The organism is Geobacillus sp. CX412 (genome assembly GCF_027942335.1).
GTDB classification, from domain to species: Bacteria; Bacillota; Bacilli; order Bacillales; family Anoxybacillaceae; genus Parageobacillus_B; species Parageobacillus_B toebii.
The window spans coordinates 470,753-491,002 of sequence record NZ_CP103461.1; the positions used below are offsets into that span (position 1 = coordinate 470,753).

Here is a 20,250-nt window from a genome sequence, read left to right on the forward strand (position 1 = left end):
GTGTTTCATTCCGACCTCCTTATTTTTTCTTTTGTTTTTCCGCACGTTCCCACGCTTTCAGGTGAGGATACGGATCGAAAGACCATTCCGTATATCCGTTATCTTTGTACATTCCATAATGAAGATGCGGTGGAAATTTTCCAGCCGTCCCTGGCGGTCCGTAGCCCGAACTGCCGACCGAGCCGATAATGGTTCCTGGTTCCACGATTTGTCCTTCACGTAAGTTAGGGGAAAATCCATTTAAATGAGCAAAATAGTGATAAGTGTTATTAATATCACGAATACCTACACGCCATCCTCCATAGTTATTCCATCCTTTTAATTCCACGATTCCATAGCAAGTCGATCGTACAGGGACACCGTAGCTGGCAAAAATATCTGTCCCTTCATGAATGCGGCGTCCTCCCCAACCTCTTTTGTCACCCCATGTATCCCGATAGCTGTAATTCGCATGAAGCGGAAGCGGGAATACATGATCATCTAACTTTAACGTCTGATACTTTTTGTAAATTTTTACTTTGCCTAAAATTAAATCAACCGTTTTGCTTCGCTGATAATAGTCCCAAAGGGCCATTTTTATATGTTTATGATCGATTCCATACGATTGAAGAAAGCGTGCCATAGCAAAAATAACATCTTCATCATCTGTCGGATCGGCGACACCGTCTCCGTTTCCATCCATACCAAAACCGCCAAATTGCGAAATCGTAAACGGATTGGTATCATGAGGGTTTTTATTTAAAGGCCCCGCCCAAATTTCCGGTTTGATATAGATGCCAAGTACGCCGGTAGGTTTAGGCAAATCACGGCGCACTTGACGGACGTTCCGTTCATATTGATCAATCGCCGCAAAATAATACCAAGGGATCAGCGAGGCTGCTTCTGCTTTTTTGTATAACTCCATTCGTTTCTGATAAATCTCTTCTTCATCGAATTTTTCTTGGCCAAATATGATTTTTGGTGTCGTGAATATAATTATCATCATTACAATGCCAAATATAAATCGGTACACATACTTCTACCCCTTTCCATTCATCTCCTTTATTTAGTTTGAGGAGATTCGCTTATTTCATAAATGTTAAAATGCGGAAAGTGAGGTGTGACTAATTTCTTTGTGTTTATTTGCTGTTTTTTTTATAATGAAAAATATAAATAAAACTATTGGAGTGAGAACAATGGCAACAAATGAAGAGCACCTTCGCAAACCGGAATGGTTAAAAATAAAGCTGAATACAAATGAAAATTATACTGGCTTAAAGAAATTGATGCGTGAAAACCGGTTACATACCGTATGCGAAGAAGCAAAATGCCCAAACATTCATGAATGTTGGGCGGTACGAAGAACGGCAACATTTATGATCTTAGGGAACGTATGTACTCGTGCGTGCCGCTTTTGCGCGGTAAAAACAGGATTACCAACGGAACTAGATTGGCAAGAGCCGGAACGTGTTGCCGAATCGGTTCGCCTTATGAACTTAAAACACGTTGTTGTCACTGCTGTCGCTCGCGATGACTTGAAAGATGGAGGAGCGGCTGTATTTGCGGAAACGGTCCGTGCCATCCGCCGCAAAAATCCATTTACGACGATTGAAGTGCTTCCTTCCGATATGGGTGGAGTATATGAGAACTTAAAAACATTAATGGATGCACGTCCAGATATTTTAAACCATAATATTGAAACGGTTCGCCGATTAACGCCAAGAGTGCGCGCACGCGCGACATATGAGCGCTCGCTTGAATTTTTGCGCCGCGCGAAAGAATTGCAGCCGGACATTCCAACCAAGTCGAGTATTATGGTCGGCCTTGGGGAAACAAAAGAAGAAATTATTGAGGCAATGGATGATTTGCGCGCCAATCATGTGGATATTTTAACGATCGGCCAATATTTACAGCCAACGAAAAAGCATTTGAAAGTAGTGAAATATTACCATCCAGACGAATTTAGAGAATTAAAAGAAATCGCATTAAGCAAAGGATTTACTCATTGCGAAGCTGGTCCGCTCGTTCGCTCTTCTTATCATGCAGACGAACAAGTAAATGCGGCTTCGGCAGCACGGCAGATGAAAGCGTAAAACGTGTGTAAAAAACGGTCTTGCCTTCATCGAGATGAAGACAGACCGTTTTTCTGTTCTCAGGTTATCGGTTCATTTTTGCAGGCTTTGGCGTACCATCATGGAAATCACGATCGAGACGGTCGTTTGTTTCGTTAATCATTTCCCCATTTTCGTTTTCCCCGTCACTTAGTTTGCGGCCTTGCGGATATTTCAGCATTCTTTGAATCGTTGCATCGATAATTTGATCGATATTTCGGCTGTTGGAATCTAAACGTCCAAAGCGCTCGATATCTTTCATGAGGCTTGGATCATCAGCCACATAGACATGATAATAGCGCGGAACGACAGAAAGAGCTGTCTTTTTTACTTGGTCTGCTGTTTCCTGACGATTTTTTGTATCTGTATCATAAACGATCAATACTTCTTCGTCTGTTACTAATGTGGCGACATCCTTAACGTTCGGCAGTTGTGTACAAAGCTTGCTGATTAAATCAGCCGCGCGCTCGCGATTGAACGTTGGCATATTGTTATATAAGTTTGCATCACCGCGAACAGGGCTTTGTTGATGGCGGACATAGCCAAAATTGTTCATTCGTGCATCGTTGCCGTTTGGCACTCCTCTTTCATTATATAAATCGTTGCGATCGGTGACGTTCATCGTATTACCGCTTCGTTTATATACATCGGTATTGTTATCTTGTCCCATTTGCGCACAGCCTGCTAATGTTACAGCTGTACCTAATGTGACCGTAAGCAATGTTTTTCTCATTGCAAACACCCCCTTCACCTTCAGGATGTTCCTCTTTATGAACTTTGATAACAGTAATTGATTGGGAACGTTTCATCGTTTATGATGAAAGTGGAAAGGCAAGGTGAAAAGGATGATATGCATTAACAATATATGTTATGAATTAGTGGAAAACGTGAAAAATGCGTTTAATGAAGAGGCGTTTCGTGCGCGATATGCAGATATTTTAAGTAAGTATGACTATATTGTGGGAGACTGGGGATACAACCAACTTCGTTTGCGCGGATTTTTTGATGATCATAACCAAAAAGCAACATATGATACGAAAATTAGCACATTATCAGAATATTTGTATGAATATTGCAATTTTGGTTGTGCGTATTTTGTGCTTCGTAAGGTAAAACGATAAAACAAAACGCGGCTATCCTTTTTATGAGGATAGCCGCAACTATTATGCTTGACCGTATGGGAATTGTTCATTTTCCCGCGGGTCATCGTGCGGCGGATGCGCGCCAGGGTCTTGTCTTGGAATGTCTTGGTGGAATGATTTGTATTCGTAGTTAAAAGCACTATAGTAACGCTGTCCCTTTTTCCACGGGGTGCTTTTGTTTTGCACTGGTTCGTCTGTGCGGCGCGGAGAACCGTACGGTCCTTCTGGAAATTCTTCGGCCGTTAAAAAATTTTTCTGTTTTTCCACGGTGGAAAAATCGCTATACTTTTCCTTTTCCTGCATTTGTTTCACCTTCCTCAGGATGGGGATTATTTATAATGTCCCCTAATGAGAAGGCAGCTATGAAATGCATTCATATAAAAATGATCGTAAATCGTTGGCATCTTCTTCACTCAAGCGGTAAGCATGTTCCAAATATCCCGGTTCTTCTAAATCGTCTTGTCCAATAATTGCAAAACGGTTGCTTTGCAAATCAAGGACTAAATATTTTCCGTAAAAACGATCTGTTTGGATAATGGCTAAATCAAATCGTTGCCGTTCTCCTAAAAAACTGACAAAACGCGTTTTCGTATTGACCGTATCGTCATATAAGTAAAAACGCTCGTTCATAAACTCCGCCCTCCAGTAAGAAATGTGCGTACTTCCATCATAACAAACGATATGTGAAATGTCTCGTATTCGTATAATTATGGTACAATAAAAAAAACAAATACTAGGAGGAATAATGATGTACTTTGTAGATCGCAATAAAATCGAAGAAACATTACGTTATATGGAAAAGCTGTTACATATTTATAAACAAAAGCCATCGTGGGATGATGAATTGTCTCAACTTGTTCTTGAGCGTATTGTTCATTTAGTGATTGAAGCAATTTTAGATGTCGGAAATGCGATGATCGATGGTTTTATTATGAGAGACCCAGGCAGTTACGAAGATATTATCGATATTTTAACGGATGAACGGGTTATAACGGCGGATGATGCAAAAGGATTAAAAGCGATCATTGGCTATCGGAAAATGCTTGTTCATCATTATACGAATGTCGACCACGCAAAATTGCTTGAGGAAGTGCAAAAACATTTTCCAGCTCTGCAAGCATATCCATCCGCTATTCGCACGTATTTAGAAAACGAGCTTGGTCCCGTGTCCGCGTTCCGCAATTGATGGATCGTTTAGCAAACACGTCTCCAATGTTAACTTGTACCAAGGAGACTTCCACTCCATTTATCGGGTAGAAATACATATCCTCCTTCTGCGTGGAGACTTCTTTGTAAAGCCCCCCTCGCTTCTAAATGGAATACAGTCGGGAGGGTATTGGGGCGTGTTTGCTTTTTGACATTTTTCATTTCTTTTTATAAGTTTGTTACGTGATGATCAATAAAGAGGTGAAGATGTTGAAAAAGTATAAAGGATATTTGATCGATTTAGACGGAACAATGTATCGAGGAACAGAATGTATCGCGGAAGCTCGTGATTTTGTAAAAGAGCTGTATCGAAAAGGCATTCCGTATTTATTTGTCACGAATAACTCCTCGCGCACACCGGCACAAGTGGCGGAGAAATTGCAGTCATTCGGCGTTCCAGCAACAGAAGAACATGTGTTTACAACAAGCCAAGCGACAGCAAACTATATTTTTGAAAAAAAACCGGATGCTTCTGTTTATGTGATTGGCGAAGAAGGAATTCGCACAGCTCTTGAAGAAAAAGGATTTACTTTTGCGAAAGAAGATGCTGAATTTGTCGTGATGGGAATTGACAGAAGCATTACATATGAAAAACTTGCCATCGCTTGTTTAGCCGTTCGCAATGGCGCAACGTTTATTTCGACAAATGCCGATATTGCGATTCCGACAGAACGAGGATTGTTGCCGGGAAACGGTTCTCTCACGGCTGTTGTTGCTGTGTCGACCCAAGTGCAGCCTATTTTTATTGGAAAACCGGAAAAAATTATTATGGAACAAGCGCTAAAAGTGTTGGGAGTGCCGAGAGAGGAAACATTAATGATCGGCGATTACTACGATACCGATATTATGGCAGGAATGAATGCGGGAATGGACACGCTTCTTGTCCATACGGGAGTAACGACAAAAGAACTGTTGCAACGATATGAAAAACAGCCAACATATACGGCCGATTCACTAAAAGAATGGATGGATCGCATTTAAAAAACGCCGCTCTAACGAAGAGCGGCGTTTTTTCTTTTCGCTAAAGCGCCGCTTACTCCACATTCGCCGCTCGATGGGCTAAGCGGCTTGAGGCAGCGGCAGCAATAGCGCCGACAATATCGTCTAAAAACGTATTGCACTTTCCTGTTGATTTATCATTTAAGTATTTCAAAATGCCTGGCTTTTGTTTATCAATATATCCATAATTGGTGAAACCGATGGAGCCGTATACGTTTACGATCGAAAGCGCTAAAATCTCGTCCACTCCATATAAACCTTCGTCACGCTGAATAATAGACTGCAACGGCTCATCTAATTTGCCTTCTTCTGCTAATTTATCAAGCTGGATGCCGGTGAGTATCGCGTTTTGTACTTCACGCTTGGCAATCACGCGGTTTACATTTTCAATACATTCTTCTAGTTTCAAATTTGGATGGTATTTCGATTGTAAATAATATACAAGTTCAGCGATGTCTTTGATTGTAACCCCGCGTTCTTCCAGCCATTGGCGGGCGGTTTGTTCAAGATTGTTCATAATTGGTTCTTTCATGGGCGTCACCTGTTTCTTTAAGGAGTTATTTTTTATTATATATGTTTATCATGGCATAAATGTGCCGTTTCTGTAAACTTTGATGCTTGCAAATATGGGAAAAAACAGATTTTTTTGCAAATGAATTCATATATTGCTTTTATAAGGAGGGAGAGAAGTGATGCAAGAATTTATTCGTCATGAATACGAAATTTCGGCAGAAAGAATGGGGAAAATTGGACGATATTATACATTTCTATACAAAAATCAATATTATACCGTTATTCCTGTACATGGGCGTACGGAAGCGGAAATAAAGGAATTGCAGAAAATGAGCCATTATTTGATATCGAAAGGAGATGTCACTGTCGCATCGTTTGTTCCAACCAAGTCAGGAGAGCTGGTTGCTTACAACGCCAGACAGCCCATTGTTATGGTTCGTACGTCCATTCCGCCATATGCAAGAAATATCTCGATTGGTCGGGAATTAGCGAAATTTCATCAGCGTGGCCGCACTTGTCCTATTTCGATTATTCATTGTCGGCGGATAGGCCAATGGAAAGAATTTTGGGGAACACGCCTTGATCAGATGGAGCAATTTTGGAGAAGAAAAATAGAGATGGGAATTACTACTATGTTTGATCGTCTTTTTATTGAATCATTTCCATATTATCTTGGCTTGGCGGAAAATGCGATTCAATATGTAGCGGATACGGAGTTAGATGAGGAGCCTGTCGGTATTGACTATGCAACTTTTTGCCATGAACGGTTGCCGGATGCAAAGTGGATAGAGGGAAAGGAGCATAAGTTAGCGACGGATTGGGTATATGATCATTGTGCAAGAGATTTGGCGGAGTGGGTTCGGCAAATATACACAAAAAGACAAAATGCTTCTGTGGAAAGAATCCGGCAATTTTTTCGAGACTATGAACAGGTCACCCCGTTATCGGCATTTGCCTGGCGCTTAATTTATGCACGGCTTCTTTTCCCGCTTCATTATTTTGAATGTGTGGAAGGGTATTATATATCAGAAGGAGAGAGAGAAAAACAAGCATATGAACAAAAGTTGCGTCATATTGTCAACCATTCCCGAGAGCATGAACAATTTCTCGCGTCATTTGTGGATATTGTCGGACTGTCGAACCGCCAGCTTCATCTTCCGAAAATTGATTGGTTTTCTCACGTATCATAATAGCGATGATCACGGAATCATCGTTTTTTTTTTATGATGATGGCGCAATTATGATAAGATAGAAAAAAATACATAAAAGAAGGTGGGCGTTATGGGTCGACCATATGTGTTTATTACAAGAAAGCTTCCCGATGATATTATCGCTCCGATCAAAGATATCGCCGAAGTAGCGATGTGGCCGCATGACGATATACCAGTTTCTCGCGATGTGTTAATCAATGAGGCGAAAAAAGCAGATGCGTTATTAACAATGGTATCGGATGTCATCGATCAAGAGGTATTAAAAGCGGGAAAATCGTTAAAAGTCATTGCAAACATGGGGGTCGGATTTGATAATATCGATGTCCCGGCCGCGACAAAATATGGAATTGCTGTTTGCAATACTCCCGATGTACTAACAGATACAACCGCTGACTTAACGTTTGCCTTGTTGTTGGCAGCCGCCCGCCGTATAGTGGAGGCAGCGCAATTTATCAAAGAAGGAAAATGGAAAAGCTGGAGTCCATTTTTATTAGCTGGTGTGGATGTCCATCACAAAACGATCGGTATTGTCGGCATGGGGAAAATCGGGCAGGCTGTTGCAAAACGGGCAGCCGGTTTTGATATGAATATTTTGTACCACAATCGTTCCCGCAACATAGAAGCAGAAAAGCAGCTTGGCGCGACATATTGCTCGTTTCAAGAGTTATTGGCAACCGCTGATTTTGTTGTTTGCTTAACGCCGTTAACCAATGAGACACGTCATATGTTTAACAGGAAGCATTTCGCAAAATGAAACAATCCGCGATATTTATCAATGCGTCAAGAGGGGCGGTCGTTGATGAACAAGCTTTATATGATGCGCTTGTAAGCGGAGAAATTGCCGGAGCAGGATTAGATGTATTTGAACATGAACCGATTGACGCTTCCCATCCGTTATTGACATTAAAAAACGTTGTTGCATTGCCGCACATTGGAAGTGCAACGGGAGAAACACGTACAAAGATGATGGAATTAGCTAGCCGAAATATTATTGCCGTGTTGCAAGGAAAACAGCCTGAAACGCTTGTAAACAAAGAGTGGAATTCACGATAAAGCGGTCCTATGAAGCAGGGCTGCCTATTTTTTGTAAAAAATTATCCGAATTTACTTGATATTAAACGTTTTCAATATTTATTATAAAAATTAGTCATTTTAGTCATTGTAAAACAAAGCAATATCTTTTATAATGTCTACTATAGAAAAACAAATGTTTATTCAGGAGATACAGAAAGGCGGGGGAATATGGAAAAGCCAATCTTAGTTGGTTTATTAGGATTAGGTACTGTTGGGAGCGGTGTTGTAAAAATTATTGAAAATCATCAAGAACGGCTGATGCATCAAGTAGGTTGTCCGGTGCAAATCAAAAAAATTCTTGTAAGAGATATATATAAAAAACGGGACGTGCGCGTGGAACCATCGTTGTTGACAACAAATGTTACAGACGTCATTGATGATCCAGAAATCGATGTCATTATCGAAGTAATGGGGGGAATCGAGGAAACTCGTCAATATTTGCTTCGCGCATTGCGGCAAGGCAAGCATGTGGTGACGGCAAATAAAGATTTAATGGCATTGTATGGGTCAGAGTTGTTGGCAGTGGCAGTGGAAAATCACTGTGATTTATTTTATGAAGCAAGTGTTGCTGGAGGAATTCCGATTTTGCGCAGCCTTGTTGATGGTCTTGCTTCGGACCGCATTACGAAAATGATGGGGATTGTAAATGGAACAACAAACTATATTTTAACAAAAATGTGTAAATACGGTGCATCCTATGAAGAAGTATTGGCAGAAGCACAAGCGCTTGGATATGCGGAAGCAGATCCAACCGCGGATGTAGAAGGATTAGACGCAGCAAGAAAAATGGCTATTTTAGCCCGTCTCGGATTTTCCATGAACATTGATTTAGATGATGTTCAAGTAAAAGGAATAACATCGATTACGGAAGAAGACCTTAACTACAGCAAACGTCTCGGTTACACGATGAAATTAATCGGCATTGCTAAGCGTGATGGAAATAAAGTAGAAGTAAGCGTCCAGCCGACATTGCTTCCTGATTCCCATCCGCTTGCGTCCGTTAATGATGAATACAACGCGGTATATGTGTATGGCGAAGCAGTCGGCGAGACGATGTTTTATGGGCCTGGAGCGGGAAGTTTGCCAACAGCGACTGCTGTTGTTTCTGATTTAGTGGCCGTCATGAAAAATATGAGATTGGGAGTAAACGGATGCAATGCCGTTGCACCGCAGTACGAAAAGCAGCTAAAATCCGCATCAGAAATTTTTTCGAAATACTTTTTGCGTATTCATGTGAAAGATCAAGTTGGTGCGTTTGCGAAAATTACGGCACTATTTTCTGAACGCGGTGTTAGCTTCGAAAAAATTTTACAATTGCCTTTAAAAGAAGATGGGCTTGCGGAAATCGTAATCGTTACTCATCGTGCGTCACAAAAAGATTACGAGGACATTTTACAGCAATTGCGTGATTTAGAAATTGTTCATGAAGTAAAGAGCTCGTATCGCGTTGAAGGAGAGGGAAAATAATGACATGGAAAGGGCTGTTGCAGGCGTACGGTGAATTTTTGCCAATCAATGAAAATACCCCGATGCTTTCTTTAAACGAAGGAAATACACCGCTTATTCCGCTGCCACGGCTATCGGAAAAGCTTGATGTGGAATTGTACGTAAAAGTGGAAGGCGCAAATCCGACGGGATCGTTTAAAGACCGCGGCATGGTGATGGCGGTCGCAAAGGCGAAAGAAGCGGGCAGCCATACGATTATTTGCGCTTCGACAGGCAATACGTCCGCTTCTGCTGCGGCTTACGCGGCAAGAGCAGGGTTGCGCTGTATTGTCGTGATTCCGAATGGCAAAATTGCAATGGGAAAACTAGCCCAGGCAGTTATGTACGGAGCAGAAATTTTTGCGATTGAGGGAAACTTTGATGAAGCGTTAAAAATGGTGCGCCGCCTTAGCGATATCGCCCCGATTACCCTTGTCAACTCGGTAAATCCATATCGTATCGAGGGGCAGAAAACAGCGGCATTCGAGGTTTGCGACCAGCTTGGCAAAGCGCCGGATGTGCTTGCGATTCCGGTCGGCAATGCCGGGAATATTACCGCTTATTGGAAGGGATTTAAAGAGTATCATGCGGCGAAACAAACTGGTCTTCCGCAAATGCGCGGATTCGAGGCGGAGGGAGCGGCGGCGATTGTCCGCAATCAAGTGATTGAGCATCCGGAAACGATCGCGACGGCGATTCGTATTGGCAATCCGGCAAGCTGGGAAAAAGCGGTGCAAGCGGCAACGGAATCAAATGGAAAAATCGATGAAGTATCGGATGCGGAAATTTTAGAAGCGTATAAACTGCTTGCGCGGGAGGAAGGAATTTTTGCTGAACCTGCTTCTTGCGCATCCATTGCGGGAGTGATCAAGCAACGGAAGCGGAATGAAATTAGAAAGGGAAGCACCGTTGTGGCGGTGTTGACAGGAAATGGGCTGAAAGATCCGGCAATTGCGATGGAAACAGCGGAAATTAAACCAACCGTACTTCCGAATGATGAGGCGATTGTGTTTGAGCATATTCAAGGAGTTGTCCATCAATGAAAGAAGATGGGATGTTAAAAATCGTCGTCCCAGCAAGCACGGCGAATTTAGGACCTGGTTTTGATTCGATTGGTCTCGCAGTATCCCGTTATTTGACGTTAGAAGTCAGGTTGGCGGATGAATGGAAATTTATTCCCCGATCTCCTGAAGTGGAAGCAATTCCGCCGGGAACAGACAATTTAATTTATCAAGTGGCGGCGCAAGTCGCTCAAACATACGGGCGTACGTTGCCGAGCTGTGCGGTCGATGTATATAGTGATATTCCATTTACGCGCGGCTTAGGAAGCAGTGCAGCAGCAGTGGTAGCGGGAATTGAGCTGGCCAATGAACTTGCAGGTCTATCGCTGACTTTAGAGCAAAAAATGAGGTTGGCCAGCTGTTATGAAGGGCATCCGGATAATGTCGGCGCTTCTTTATATGGAGGGCTTGTCATTGGCAGTCATCGCCAAGAAGAGACAAATATCGTTCATGTCCCAAACGTGCAATTCGATTTAGTCGCTGTCATCCCTTCGTATGAGCTAGAAACAAAAAAAGCCCGCAGCGTTTTGCCACAGCTGCTGGCGCGCCAAGAGGCCGTCGAGGCAAGTGCGGTCAGCAACGTATTAGTCGCGGCGTTATTAACGAAAAATTGGGAACTTGCCGGAAAAATGATGGCAGCTGATTTATTTCATCAGCCTTATCGTAAAGAACTTGTCCCGCAGCTATCGCTTGTAGAGACGTTGGCTGCGCGATACGGAGCGTTTGGGGCGGCATTAAGCGGGGCGGGTCCTACCGTTCTTGCTTTTGCTGAACCTGGAAAAGGAGAAAGCTTAAAAGAAAAATTGCTTCCGCACTTTCCAGATTGTGCGGTAGAATCCCTGAAGGTGGCACAAAAAGGCAGTCAAGTATATAAGCTGGCGCTTGAAAAATAACAGCGGTTTCCATTGGGAAACCGCTGTTATTTTTGGCATGAACCTCGTGATTAGAATACTTGTTCTACTTCGACAACGCCTGGTACTTCCTCTAAGAGTGCGCGTTCAATTCCGGCTTTTAATGTAATCGTTGAGCTTGGGCAGCTTCCGCATGCACCAAGCAAGCGTAATTTGACAACACCGTCTTCAACGTCGATTAATTCGCAGTCCCCGCCGTCACGAAGCAAAAACGGGCGCAGTTTATCCAAAACTTCTTGCACTTGTTCTTTGATTTCTTGATCCGTCATTTTTATCGACTCCTTTCTTTAAGTTTATTATAATCATGATAAAGAAAAAAATCTAATAATAAATTTTGTTTTTATGATATGAAAGGTGGAAATATATGACGCTGAAGCAAGTAGAAATATGCGTATATGGTGCCGATGTGATTTGTCCATCTTGTGTGCAATTGCCATCTTCCAAAGAAACATATGAATGGCTAGAAGCAGCTATTAAACGGAAATATCCAGACCAGCCGTTTTCCATTACGTATATTGATATTTTTAACCCACCAGAAGATGATGAGGAGAAAAAGGCGTTTGCCAAAAAAGTGATCGAAGAAGATTTATTTTAACCTGTTATTGTGATTGAGGGTGCCATTGTCGGAGAAGGAAACCCAAAGCTAAAGGCGATTTATGCAGAAATGGAGAAGTATGGTTATCGATGATAAAAAGGGGGATCTTGGAACGAAGATCTCCCTTTTTTCATTAATAACCGTTGTGATATTTATACATCCATAATACTCCTGATTTTAACAATCTAGGGACTCTCCCGGTGATTGGACGATCAGCGAGAAGGCCGAATCCATGTTTTCTGCCGAGCGACCCGAGAATACCTTTTAATTTAATTGGCGGGAATTCGCTCGGTGGCTCTTCTCCTTTCCAACGTTTTTGTAATACTTGAACGATTTGCTCCGCTTGCCCTTCTGCAAGCTGCGCGCTTGGAGAGTGCGGCAAACTTGCGCAATCACCAACTACGTATACATTTTCATATCCAGGAATGTGATGTTGTTTCGTTAAAATAACACGGCCTTGTTTGTCTTTCTCTACTGGCAAGTTTCTGACGACACGGTTTGGCTGTATTCCCGCTGTCCATACAATGACATCGCAATGAACCGGATGATCGTGATTATAAAGAGTATGTTCTTCTACTTTTGTAATGTTAGAACCGCGAACGATTTCAATATCGTGTTGTTTAAACCAACTTTCCACATAGTTGCTGAGCCGTTTTGGAAACATTGGCAAAATTCGTTCTCCGCGGTCAAACAGTTTGACGTGCAAATCAGGGCGGCTTTCGGCTAATTCACTTGCTAATTCAACGCCGCTTAGTCCCGCACCGACAATTCCGACAATAGCGCCAGGCGGTAAATTATTTAATGCTTCGTATGCCGCTCGCGCTTTCTCAATCGATTGAATGCTATGTGTAAATGTTTCAGCACCTGGGACGCCGTGGTATTTATCTTCACATCCTAACCCAATCACTAAATCATCATACTGTATACTGCTTCCATCTTGCAATTGTACGTTTTGATGGTTGAGATCAATGTTTACGACCTCACCGAAACGGTAGGTAAGACGCGGATGTTCTGGAAATGGAACGCGAATATGATGATCGCTAATCGTTCCTGCTGCGAGTGCATAATACTCTGTTTTTAAACAATGATATGGAATACGGTCGACGAGTGTAATGTGAACATCTTCTGGTAAATGGTTTGGGAGGAGGCGAAGCAAAATTCGCATATTTCCGTATCCTCCACCGAGCAGCACAAGGTGTCTCATCGTAAAATACCCCTTTTATCGTTTTATAAAACGCAAAATGCCATAAAAAAGTATAACGAAATTGTGGCAAAATAACAACAATTTTTCGGAAAGCATTGACAAAGGAGATATAATGGCAAACGAAGTGTCTGAATTGACGTTTCTAAAAAAAACCGTTACGATGAAAAACAGTAGGAAGGTGAGAAAACGATGATTCAGCCAATGATTGAGTTTTGCATCAGCAATTTAGCGAGCGGATCGCAAAAAGCGTTAGAAATACTAGAAAAGGATCCTAATTTGGATATTATAGAATACAGCTGTTTAAGCTACTGTACTCGATGTGCGGAAACTCTTTTCGCTTTAGTCAATGGCGAAATCGTAACCGGAGATACTCCTGAACAGCTAGTAGAAAATATTTATCGTTATTTAGAGGAAAATCCGATGTTTTGAACGAAAGGAAGCGGCTATATCGATTAGCCGCTGTTTTTATTAACTATTTTTACCGTACATCGATCATTCTTTGAATATTATATGTATAGTATGTACTCGCTGTGACATAAAAAACGAGGATGTCCCATCAGACATCCTCTTTAAGGTGTATATTATGAAAAAACGGGGGATATTCTCATTGTGTCCCGTTTATTTTCGATTTATACTTATGTATAAAAAATTTTTTATTTCAAGGAGGAAATAATGAATAAATTTTCGTTTACAAAAATGCATGGGCTCGGCAATAGTTATATATATGTAAATATGTTTGAAGAAACAATTCCAGAATCATTATTATCGTCTTAGCGGTGAAAGTATCCAACGTAAATACCGGAATCGGAGCGGATGGCATGATTCTCATTTGCCCGTCAGAAGTAGCTCCGGTAAAAATGCGGATTTTTAATAGCGACGGTTCTGAAGGGAAAAATTGCGGCAATGGCTTGCGTTGTGTCGCAAAATATGCATATGAGCATGGAATGGTAAAAGACCGATCCTTTTTTATTGAAACATTGTCCGGACTCGTGAAGGCAGAGGTTACCGTAGAAAATGGAGCCGTTACAAACGTTACCATTGATATGGGAAAGCCGCGTTTAAAGCGGAGCGAGATCCCGATGATTGGTCTGGATGCGGAACGAGTCGTTGCAGAACCGTTTGAAGTCGATGGAAAACAGTATGAAATTACAGCCGTTTCGATGGGAAACCCTCATGTTATTTTTTACGTGGATGATATCACAACAGCGCCGGTAACGACACTTGGTCCGATTGTGGAAAAGGACGAGCGGTTTCCTGAAGGGGTAAATGTCGAATTCGTCGAGGTGGTAAACGACCATGAACTCCATTTTCGCGTATGGGAGCGCGGCTCTGGAGTGACGCAAGCTTGCGGTACAGGGGCGTGTGCAGCTGTTGTTGCTTCCGTATTAAATGGAAAAACAGCGCGAAATAAAGAAACGGTCGTCCATTTGGCAGGCGGGGATTTAATCATTACATGGACAGATGAGGGAAATGTGCGGATGACAGGACCGGCGGAAACGATTTGTACAGGTGTGTATTACTATTAAATATTTGAGAAACATGTATGGAAAGCGATATACTATCCATAAGGAGGGATCGCAATGGCTGATATTATTACACTTACAGAAGCAGCTGCGTTTCAAATTAAAGACATGATGAAAGAACATGAGGAGGAAGGAGCATACCTTCGCATTGGAGTGAAAGGCGGCGGCTGCAGCGGTTTATCGTATGGAATGGGATTTGAACATGAACGTCATGAAGACGATCACGAATTTGAACAGCACGGAATTAAAATTCTAGTCGATAAAGAAAGCGCTCCTATTTTACAAGGAACAGTGATTGACTATAAACAATCGTTAATGGGAGGCGGCTTTACGATTAACAATCCGAATGCGATCGCCACATGCGGTTGCGGTTCATCGTTTAGAACAGCAACGAATGCAGGCACGCCGGAACAGTGCTAATGATGCTCGCAAGCATTAGCGCAGGAAAATGTACAGTTAAGAGAACAAATCACGGCACGCAAACAGAAGGAAAATGGAAGTAATCTGTTCAAACTGGGCGCAACAAAGGGATGCTTTTTATACATAAAGCATCCCTTTCATTTTTGTGAACATAAAAGCAAATTAGAATAATGAAGTGGAGTGTGCCGGCTGCATTCTCGCTGTTGGGTCGATATACGTTTTTGCGCTGCTGATTGCGATCGGCGCTTCGCCGAATCCGCAAGCAATGAGTTTTATTTTTCCTTCATATGTGCATATATCGCCAGCAGCGTAAACGCCAGGAATATTTGTTTCCATTTTGGAGTTAACCTTTATGGAGTTTTTCTCAATTTCAAGTCCCCAGTTTTTAATTGGCCCAAGCGAGGAAATAAAGCCATAGTTCACAATCAGTGCATCGATTTCAATCGTTTCGCGCAGACCGTCTTTCACATGTTCGATGACAACTTGGCGAATGCCCTCTTCGTCACCGATTAACTCCACAGGGACAAATGGAGTTTTCACATTGACTGTGGAATTCATCAATGTTTCCACACTATGTTCATGAGCGCGGAATTTATCGCGTCGATGTACAATCGTCACTTTTTCAGCGATTGGTTCTAGCATAAGCGACCAGTCCACAGCGGAATCTCCGCCGCCGCAAACGAGTACTTTTTGCCCTTTAAATTGATTTAAATCATTAATGAAGTAGTATAAATTTTTTCCTTCATATTGCGTTGCATTTTCTAATTCAAGGCGTCGAGGCTGGAAGGCGCCGTTTCCTGCGGTAATAACAACAGTTTTGGAATAATGTATTTCTTTGTTTGTCGTTAATTTAAATGTTCCATCTTCCAATTTTTCTAACATTTCCACTGATTGATCAAGACAAACAGTTGGTGAAAATTTCTCCATTTGTTCTTTTAAATGATCAATCAATTCTTGAGCGCGTACTTTAGGAAATCCAGCAACATCATATATGTATTTTTCAGGATAAAGAGCAGACAGTTGTCCTCCTAATTGCGGCAAGCTTTCGATAATTTTTACGCTCATCTGCCTTAATCCCCCGTAAAAAGCGGCAAACAGCCCGACCGGTCCGCCTCCTATAATGGTAACATCATATATTTTTTGGTCTTCTTTCATTATCAAAGATTCCTCCCCACAAATAAAATTACCCTCACCATCTTATCATACCATAAAAGCCATTTGTTATTTATGGGGATTTTTGTAGCTAATAAAAATATAAAAAACGCTTGAAAAGATTGAAAAAAAGGGCTAATATGTTTTGTGGATGCATTGTTAATTTTTTGTGACAATTGTTTAACATTTTTTTGACGATTAACGTGAATAATTTCACAAACTTTGCCCGATAAAAATGTGCATGGCGGCAAAATCTATAAACAAAATTACAAAAAAATTAAAAAGGATGGAAGTGATTTAATTGAAAAAACCAAATGTCGTCATTTTAGGTGCTGGTTATGGCGGTTTAATGACAACAGTACGTTTGCAAGAGCTTGTTGGGATCAATGAGGCGAGCATTACACTCGTGAACAAAAACGACTACCATTATGAAACAACGTGGCTTCACGAAGCATCAGCCGGTACATTGCATCATGACCGAGTTCGTTATCCAATTAGCGATGTGATTGATCGTAATAAGGTAAAATTTGTGCAAGACACGGTTGTCAAAATACTTCCTGATGAAAAGAAAGTGTTAATGAAAAATGGCGAACTTACTTATGATTATTTAGTTATTGCTCTTGGATTTGAATCGGAGACGTTTGGAATTAAAGGGCTAAAAGAGTACGCTTTTTCTATTGCAAACGTGAATGCAGCGCGGCAAATTCGTGAACATATTGAGTATCAATTTGCTACGTATAATACAGAAGAAGAAAAGCGGGATGAGCGTTTAACGATTGTCGTTGGCGGTGCTGGATTTACAGGTATTGAGTTTTTAGGGGAATTAGTAAACCGTGTTCCTGAATTATGCCGCGAGTATGATATCGACCCGCATAAAGTTCGGATTATTTGTGTAGAGGCAGCGCCGACAGCGCTTCCAGGTTTTGATCCGGAACTGGTTGAATATGCGGTTAACCAATTAGAGCGTAAAGGCGTTGAATTTAAAATCGGCACTGCCATTAAAGAATGTACACCAGAAGGAATTATCGTAGCGAAAGGAGACGACATCGAAGAGATTAAAGCAGGCACAGTCGTATGGGCCGCTGGTGTACGCGGAAGCCATGTAATCGATGAGTCTGGCTTTGAAGCGATGCGCGGTCGTATTAAAGTGGACCCATTCTTGCGCGTTCCAGGACACGAAGATATTTTTGTCGTTGGTGACTGTTCGTTAATCATTAATGAAGAAACAAATCGCCCATATCCGCCAACGGCACAAATTGCTATGCAAGAAGGCGAAGTGTGCGCGAAAAACCTTGCTGTGCTAATTCGTCAGCAAGGAGAATTGCAGCCATTCCGTCCAGATATTAAAGGAACGGTTTGTTCGCTTGGCGAGGATGATGCGATTGGAGTTGTATTCGGCAAAAAAATTTGGGGAACAAAAGCAAGCTTTATGAAAAAAATGATCGACAATCGTGCTCTTTATTTAATTGGCGGTCCTTCGCTTGTAATGAAAAAAGGAAAATTTAAGTTCTTCTAATAGACGGGCAAACTTCAATGTTTGCCCTTTTTTAACATTTATATTATATATATGGAAATAACTATTCTTTTTTTGGAAACAAAAAAAGACTGATATTCGTACAAATGTAAATGTTTTTCACATATTCATGTTTGTGGGGAAGGTTGGAACATTTACAACAAATAAAAAAGGATGATGAAGATGGGAGAGAAACGCGGCAATGTATGGATTGCAGCGGCAGGATTAGTTGTCAATGAGGCGGATGAATGGCTTGTTGTAAAGAAAAAATATGGGGGATTGAAAGGAAAATGGTCGCTTCCAGCAGGATTTGTACAACCAGGGGAAATGATCGATGAAGCGGCAATTCGTGAAATTAAAGAAGAAACAGGAATTGATGCGGAAATTGTTGGATTTCTCGGAATGCGTACAGGGGTAATTCGCGGTGAAATTAGTGATAATATGGCGATATTTTTACTTCGTGCTCTTTCACATACGATTACTGTGCAAACCGATGAATTGTTCACGGCTGAATTTTTAAGCAAGCAAAGATTGCGAGAAGATCGACATACATCTCGGTTATTGCGATATTTATTGCAATTAGAACCATTTCACTATTTTCCGGCTCATGACGGACTCAATCCCGGGGAACCGTTTGGATACACAAAATATAGTTTATATTTCAAAAATTCGAAAGATTAAGGAATATGAAGAAAACAGAAGCATGCCACTGATGTATCCGTTTACATCACGATAAATGAGGAAAATCCCTCTTTTTCTTTTGAAAAAAATTTTGGTATATTATCAGAAAATTAGGGAAAATGGAGGGGCAAATATGAAACATACAGAACAAACGGTATGCCCATATTGCGAAGGAAACGGATACGTACAGCTTTTGTTAGGTGGATCGGAAACTTGTTATGGATGTTCAGGAAAAGGAACCGAACAAAAGAAGTAAGCCGTTTCTGAAAATTGACTCCCTTTATCCGATTCAGTACACTTAAAAAGGGTGTACTGGAGGTGATTAGGGATGCAAATGAGCTTGCCTGTTGTACTAATTTCCATGCTTTTATTTTTTGTTTTATTTTTCGGCATTGGCTTTTTATTAAATATGTTGTTGCGTATGACTTGGATTATGGCAATTTTGTGCCCGATTGTATTTATGTTTATTATTGATGATATTCCGTGGACGCAATATTTTACAGATCCACAAGCTTCTTTTATAGCGTTAAAGCGTAAAGTATTGTCGCTGGCTCCAGCCGATATTTTAATTTTATCTAGCGGATTTGCCGGTGCGCTTTGCGCTGGATTTGTCATTCGCACGTTGCGTGCGAAGGGATATCAAATGTTTTAAGGCTTTCATAATGATATGAAAGTCTTTTTTTTTGCCTCACTTTTCTCACAATGAATATTTCTATTTTTTTGTGGAGATAAATAGAAATGTGAGAGGAGTGAGGAAATGGTTCTTCTAAAAAATATAATAAGAAGAATAACCATGTCATTATTGTTTGTAATGGCGCTACTAGCGACATTACAATCGATTTCAGGTGTCGAAGCGAAAACGATTTCTAACAGTTTGTATGATGCATCATCATTTTTCTACACAGATGACCATTTTTTTGATATATGGAATGAAGGGCGATATGTTGCGATAGATAAACAGTGGAAGCATTACGAGAAACGGAATGAACCGAAAATTTCCTCGAAAAAGGCCATTAATCAGCCGCTTCGTCTTGAAGAAGCGATTGATTGGTCAAAATATCCATCTACGGTTGTTGTTGCGACAGGATATACGGCAGGAGTAGAGTCAACAGGAAAAACACCCGACCATCCAGAATATGGAATTACCTATTCTGGGGTGCGTGTGAAACGCGATTTATATTCAACCATTGCTGCGGATTTAGATATATTTCCGATCGGCACGATTCTTTTTATCCCTGGATATGGATATGGGGTCGTAGCCGATAAAGGAGGAGCGATTAAAGGAAATCGCCTTGATTTATATTATGATACGGTCGAGGATGTATATAAATATTGGGGTAAAAAGAAGGTACAAGTGTATATCGTGAAAAAGGGTGATGGGACGCTTTCAGAAGAAGAGTTAATACGACTAAATGAGGACGAAACAATGCAAGTGTTCAGGCAACAGTATTTACAATCGAAAAGTTAAGG

At 41.3% G+C, this 20,250-nt stretch carries 22 protein-coding genes and 4 pseudogenes; 18 read left to right on the forward strand and 8 right to left on the reverse strand.

Annotation, left to right across the window (positions count from 1 at the left end):
- Positions 1 to 19: 19 nt before the first annotated feature.
- Positions 20 to 982 carry a M23 family metallopeptidase gene (locus NXM86_RS02335; protein WP_223812248.1) on the reverse strand — a complete coding sequence of 321 codons (963 nt, stop codon included), beginning with the start codon at positions 980 to 982 and terminating at the stop codon, positions 20 to 22.
- Between the two features lie 193 nt (positions 983 to 1,175).
- Here NXM86_RS02335 and lipA point away from each other — a divergent pair, with 193 nt between their 5' ends.
- Complete coding sequence (gene lipA / locus NXM86_RS02340) at positions 1,176 to 2,072, forward strand: lipoyl synthase (RefSeq protein WP_015864977.1); 897 nt, start codon at positions 1,176 to 1,178, stop codon at positions 2,070 to 2,072.
- Between the two features lie 64 nt (positions 2,073 to 2,136).
- On the opposite strand, the gene NXM86_RS02345 is transcribed toward lipA, so the two are convergent.
- Positions 2,137 to 2,823 carry a YhcN/YlaJ family sporulation lipoprotein gene (locus tag NXM86_RS02345; protein WP_015864976.1) on the reverse strand — a complete coding sequence of 229 codons (687 nt, stop codon included), beginning with the start codon at positions 2,821 to 2,823 and terminating at the stop codon, positions 2,137 to 2,139.
- Between the two features lie 112 nt (positions 2,824 to 2,935).
- On the opposite strand from NXM86_RS02345, the gene NXM86_RS02350 reads away from it, so the two are divergent.
- On the forward strand, positions 2,936 to 3,211 hold the full coding sequence (locus NXM86_RS02350; protein WP_015864975.1) for a YutD family protein: 276 nt from the start codon (positions 2,936 to 2,938) through the stop codon (positions 3,209 to 3,211).
- A gap of 42 nt (positions 3,212 to 3,253) precedes the next feature.
- Here the strand turns inward: NXM86_RS02350 and NXM86_RS02355 are convergent, their stop codons facing one another.
- Complete coding sequence (locus tag NXM86_RS02355) at positions 3,254 to 3,535, reverse strand: cytosolic protein (RefSeq protein WP_498958585.1); 282 nt, start codon at positions 3,533 to 3,535, stop codon at positions 3,254 to 3,256.
- A gap of 57 nt (positions 3,536 to 3,592) precedes the next feature.
- A complete protein-coding gene (locus NXM86_RS02360; RefSeq protein ID WP_015864974.1) occupies positions 3,593 to 3,862 on the reverse strand; it encodes a DUF3055 domain-containing protein in 270 nt (89 codons plus the stop codon).
- Between the two features lie 118 nt (positions 3,863 to 3,980).
- On the opposite strand from NXM86_RS02360, the gene hepT reads away from it, so the two are divergent.
- Both hepT and NXM86_RS02370 read left to right on the forward strand, forming a co-directional pair.
- Complete coding sequence (gene hepT, locus NXM86_RS02365) at positions 3,981 to 4,418, forward strand: type VII toxin-antitoxin system HepT family RNase toxin (protein ID WP_015864973.1); 438 nt, start codon at positions 3,981 to 3,983, stop codon at positions 4,416 to 4,418.
- 230 nt (positions 4,419 to 4,648) lie between these two features.
- Entirely contained in the window at positions 4,649 to 5,419 is a 771-nt protein-coding gene (locus NXM86_RS02370) for a 5' nucleotidase NucF (protein ID WP_041269973.1), read from the forward strand.
- Positions 5,420 to 5,471: 52 nt separating this feature from the next.
- Here the strand turns inward: NXM86_RS02370 and NXM86_RS02375 are convergent, their stop codons facing one another.
- The gene (locus NXM86_RS02375; RefSeq protein ID WP_015864971.1) at positions 5,472 to 5,969 is read right to left on the reverse strand and encodes a phosphatidylglycerophosphatase A family protein; all 498 of its coding nucleotides are present in this window, start codon (positions 5,967 to 5,969) and stop codon (positions 5,472 to 5,474) included.
- A 160-nt stretch (positions 5,970 to 6,129) separates the two neighbouring features.
- Between NXM86_RS02375 and yutH the strand changes: the two genes are divergently transcribed.
- The 5 genes and pseudogenes from yutH (at position 6,130) to thrB (ending at position 11,674) form a co-directional block, all read left to right on the forward strand.
- Positions 6,130 to 7,140: a spore coat putative kinase YutH gene (gene yutH, locus NXM86_RS02380; protein WP_498958986.1), complete on the forward strand. Its 1,011-nt coding sequence runs from the start codon at positions 6,130 to 6,132 to the stop codon at positions 7,138 to 7,140.
- Between the two features lie 91 nt (positions 7,141 to 7,231).
- Positions 7,232 to 8,214, forward strand: a pseudogene (locus NXM86_RS02385) (2-hydroxyacid dehydrogenase).
- 189 nt (positions 8,215 to 8,403) lie between these two features.
- Complete coding sequence (locus NXM86_RS02390) at positions 8,404 to 9,702, forward strand: homoserine dehydrogenase (RefSeq protein ID WP_062678091.1); 1,299 nt, start codon at positions 8,404 to 8,406, stop codon at positions 9,700 to 9,702.
- Entirely contained in the window at positions 9,702 to 10,763 is a 1,062-nt protein-coding gene (gene thrC, locus NXM86_RS02395) for a threonine synthase (protein WP_015864967.1), read from the forward strand. The genes NXM86_RS02390 and thrC overlap by 1 nt, the downstream gene beginning before the upstream one ends.
- Positions 10,760 to 11,674 (forward strand): homoserine kinase, encoded by a 915-nt coding sequence (gene thrB / locus NXM86_RS02400; RefSeq protein WP_089098065.1) that lies wholly within the window; start codon positions 10,760 to 10,762, stop codon positions 11,672 to 11,674. The genes thrC and thrB overlap by 4 nt, the downstream gene beginning before the upstream one ends.
- Positions 11,675 to 11,724: 50 nt before the next feature.
- Here thrB and NXM86_RS02405 read toward each other — a convergent pair.
- Positions 11,725 to 12,026: pseudogene (locus NXM86_RS02405) on the reverse strand (NifU family protein); the annotation flags it as partial.
- Positions 12,027 to 12,056: 30 nt separating this feature from the next.
- Between NXM86_RS02405 and NXM86_RS02410 the strand changes: the two are divergent.
- Positions 12,057 to 12,380: pseudogene (locus NXM86_RS02410) on the forward strand (YuzD family protein).
- Positions 12,381 to 12,420: 40 nt separating this feature from the next.
- Here the strand turns inward: NXM86_RS02410 and NXM86_RS02415 are convergent.
- The gene (locus tag NXM86_RS02415; RefSeq protein ID WP_015864963.1) at positions 12,421 to 13,491 is read right to left on the reverse strand and encodes an NAD(P)/FAD-dependent oxidoreductase; all 1,071 of its coding nucleotides are present in this window, start codon (positions 13,489 to 13,491) and stop codon (positions 12,421 to 12,423) included.
- 189 nt (positions 13,492 to 13,680) lie between these two features.
- On the opposite strand from NXM86_RS02415, the gene NXM86_RS02420 reads away from it, so the two are divergent.
- The 3 genes and pseudogenes from NXM86_RS02420 to NXM86_RS02430 all read left to right on the forward strand — a co-directional run bounded on the left by NXM86_RS02420 (position 13,681) and on the right by NXM86_RS02430 (position 15,434).
- Positions 13,681 to 13,920 carry a YuzB family protein gene (locus NXM86_RS02420; protein WP_015864962.1) on the forward strand — a complete coding sequence of 80 codons (240 nt, stop codon included), beginning with the start codon at positions 13,681 to 13,683 and terminating at the stop codon, positions 13,918 to 13,920.
- Positions 13,921 to 14,163: 243 nt separating this feature from the next.
- A pseudogene (gene dapF, locus NXM86_RS02425) lies at positions 14,164 to 15,017 on the forward strand (diaminopimelate epimerase).
- A gap of 54 nt (positions 15,018 to 15,071) precedes the next feature.
- The gene (locus NXM86_RS02430) at positions 15,072 to 15,434 is read left to right on the forward strand and encodes a HesB/IscA family protein (RefSeq protein WP_062755831.1); all 363 of its coding nucleotides are present in this window, start codon (positions 15,072 to 15,074) and stop codon (positions 15,432 to 15,434) included.
- A gap of 162 nt (positions 15,435 to 15,596) precedes the next feature.
- Here NXM86_RS02430 and NXM86_RS02435 read toward each other — a convergent pair whose 3' ends face one another.
- Complete coding sequence (locus tag NXM86_RS02435; RefSeq protein WP_081189131.1) at positions 15,597 to 16,589, reverse strand: NAD(P)/FAD-dependent oxidoreductase; 993 nt, start codon at positions 16,587 to 16,589, stop codon at positions 15,597 to 15,599.
- Positions 16,590 to 16,935: 346 nt separating this feature from the next.
- On the opposite strand from NXM86_RS02435, the gene NXM86_RS02440 reads away from it, so the two are divergent.
- The 5 genes from NXM86_RS02440 to spsC all read left to right on the forward strand — a co-directional run bounded on the left by NXM86_RS02440 (position 16,936) and on the right by spsC (position 20,248).
- On the forward strand, positions 16,936 to 18,102 hold the full coding sequence (locus tag NXM86_RS02440) for an NAD(P)/FAD-dependent oxidoreductase (RefSeq protein WP_498958987.1): 1,167 nt from the start codon (positions 16,936 to 16,938) through the stop codon (positions 18,100 to 18,102).
- A 180-nt stretch (positions 18,103 to 18,282) separates the two neighbouring features.
- Positions 18,283 to 18,780 carry an NUDIX domain-containing protein gene (locus NXM86_RS02445; protein WP_081189129.1) on the forward strand — a complete coding sequence of 166 codons (498 nt, stop codon included), beginning with the start codon at positions 18,283 to 18,285 and terminating at the stop codon, positions 18,778 to 18,780.
- A 133-nt stretch (positions 18,781 to 18,913) separates the two neighbouring features.
- On the forward strand, positions 18,914 to 19,036 hold the full coding sequence (locus NXM86_RS02450) for a YuiA family protein (RefSeq protein ID WP_015864957.1): 123 nt from the start codon (positions 18,914 to 18,916) through the stop codon (positions 19,034 to 19,036).
- A gap of 72 nt (positions 19,037 to 19,108) precedes the next feature.
- Positions 19,109 to 19,432 (forward strand): YuiB family protein, encoded by a 324-nt coding sequence (locus NXM86_RS02455; protein WP_498958586.1) that lies wholly within the window; start codon positions 19,109 to 19,111, stop codon positions 19,430 to 19,432.
- A gap of 105 nt (positions 19,433 to 19,537) precedes the next feature.
- On the forward strand, positions 19,538 to 20,248 hold the full coding sequence (gene spsC, locus NXM86_RS02460; protein WP_089098062.1) for a stationary phase survival protein SpsC: 711 nt from the start codon (positions 19,538 to 19,540) through the stop codon (positions 20,246 to 20,248).
- Positions 20,249 to 20,250 lie beyond the last annotated feature (2 nt).

Bases quoted from the DNA above. Each gene is read 5' to 3' on its own strand.
- NXM86_RS02335 (WP_223812248.1), bottom strand. From the start codon at position 982: ATGATAATTATATTCACGACACCAAAAATCATATTTGGCCAAGAAAAA.
- lipA (WP_015864977.1), top strand. From the start codon at position 1,176: ATGGCAACAAATGAAGAGCACCTTCGCAAACCGGAATGGTTAAAAATA.
- NXM86_RS02345 (WP_015864976.1), bottom strand. From the start codon at position 2,823: ATGAGAAAAACATTGCTTACGGTCACATTAGGTACAGCTGTAACATTA.
- NXM86_RS02350 (WP_015864975.1), top strand. From the start codon at position 2,936: ATGATATGCATTAACAATATATGTTATGAATTAGTGGAAAACGTGAAA.
- NXM86_RS02355 (WP_498958585.1), bottom strand. From the start codon at position 3,535: ATGCAGGAAAAGGAAAAGTATAGCGATTTTTCCACCGTGGAAAAACAG.
- NXM86_RS02360 (WP_015864974.1), bottom strand. From the start codon at position 3,862: ATGAACGAGCGTTTTTACTTATATGACGATACGGTCAATACGAAAACG.
- hepT (WP_015864973.1), top strand. From the start codon at position 3,981: ATGTACTTTGTAGATCGCAATAAAATCGAAGAAACATTACGTTATATG.
- NXM86_RS02375 (WP_015864971.1), bottom strand. From the start codon at position 5,969: ATGAAAGAACCAATTATGAACAATCTTGAACAAACCGCCCGCCAATGG.
- yutH (WP_498958986.1), top strand. From the start codon at position 6,130: ATGCAAGAATTTATTCGTCATGAATACGAAATTTCGGCAGAAAGAATG.
- NXM86_RS02390 (WP_062678091.1), top strand. From the start codon at position 8,404: ATGGAAAAGCCAATCTTAGTTGGTTTATTAGGATTAGGTACTGTTGGG.
- thrC (WP_015864967.1), top strand. From the start codon at position 9,702: ATGACATGGAAAGGGCTGTTGCAGGCGTACGGTGAATTTTTGCCAATC.
- thrB (WP_089098065.1), top strand. From the start codon at position 10,760: ATGAAAGAAGATGGGATGTTAAAAATCGTCGTCCCAGCAAGCACGGCG.
- NXM86_RS02415 (WP_015864963.1), bottom strand. From the start codon at position 13,491: ATGAGACACCTTGTGCTGCTCGGTGGAGGATACGGAAATATGCGAATT.
- NXM86_RS02420 (WP_015864962.1), top strand. From the start codon at position 13,681: ATGATTCAGCCAATGATTGAGTTTTGCATCAGCAATTTAGCGAGCGGA.
- NXM86_RS02430 (WP_062755831.1), top strand. From the start codon at position 15,072: ATGGCTGATATTATTACACTTACAGAAGCAGCTGCGTTTCAAATTAAA.
- NXM86_RS02435 (WP_081189131.1), bottom strand. From the start codon at position 16,589: ATGAAAGAAGACCAAAAAATATATGATGTTACCATTATAGGAGGCGGA.
- NXM86_RS02440 (WP_498958987.1), top strand. From the start codon at position 16,936: ATGACAACAGTACGTTTGCAAGAGCTTGTTGGGATCAATGAGGCGAGC.
- NXM86_RS02445 (WP_081189129.1), top strand. From the start codon at position 18,283: ATGGGAGAGAAACGCGGCAATGTATGGATTGCAGCGGCAGGATTAGTT.
- NXM86_RS02450 (WP_015864957.1), top strand. From the start codon at position 18,914: ATGAAACATACAGAACAAACGGTATGCCCATATTGCGAAGGAAACGGA.
- NXM86_RS02455 (WP_498958586.1), top strand. From the start codon at position 19,109: ATGCAAATGAGCTTGCCTGTTGTACTAATTTCCATGCTTTTATTTTTT.
- spsC (WP_089098062.1), top strand. From the start codon at position 19,538: ATGGTTCTTCTAAAAAATATAATAAGAAGAATAACCATGTCATTATTG.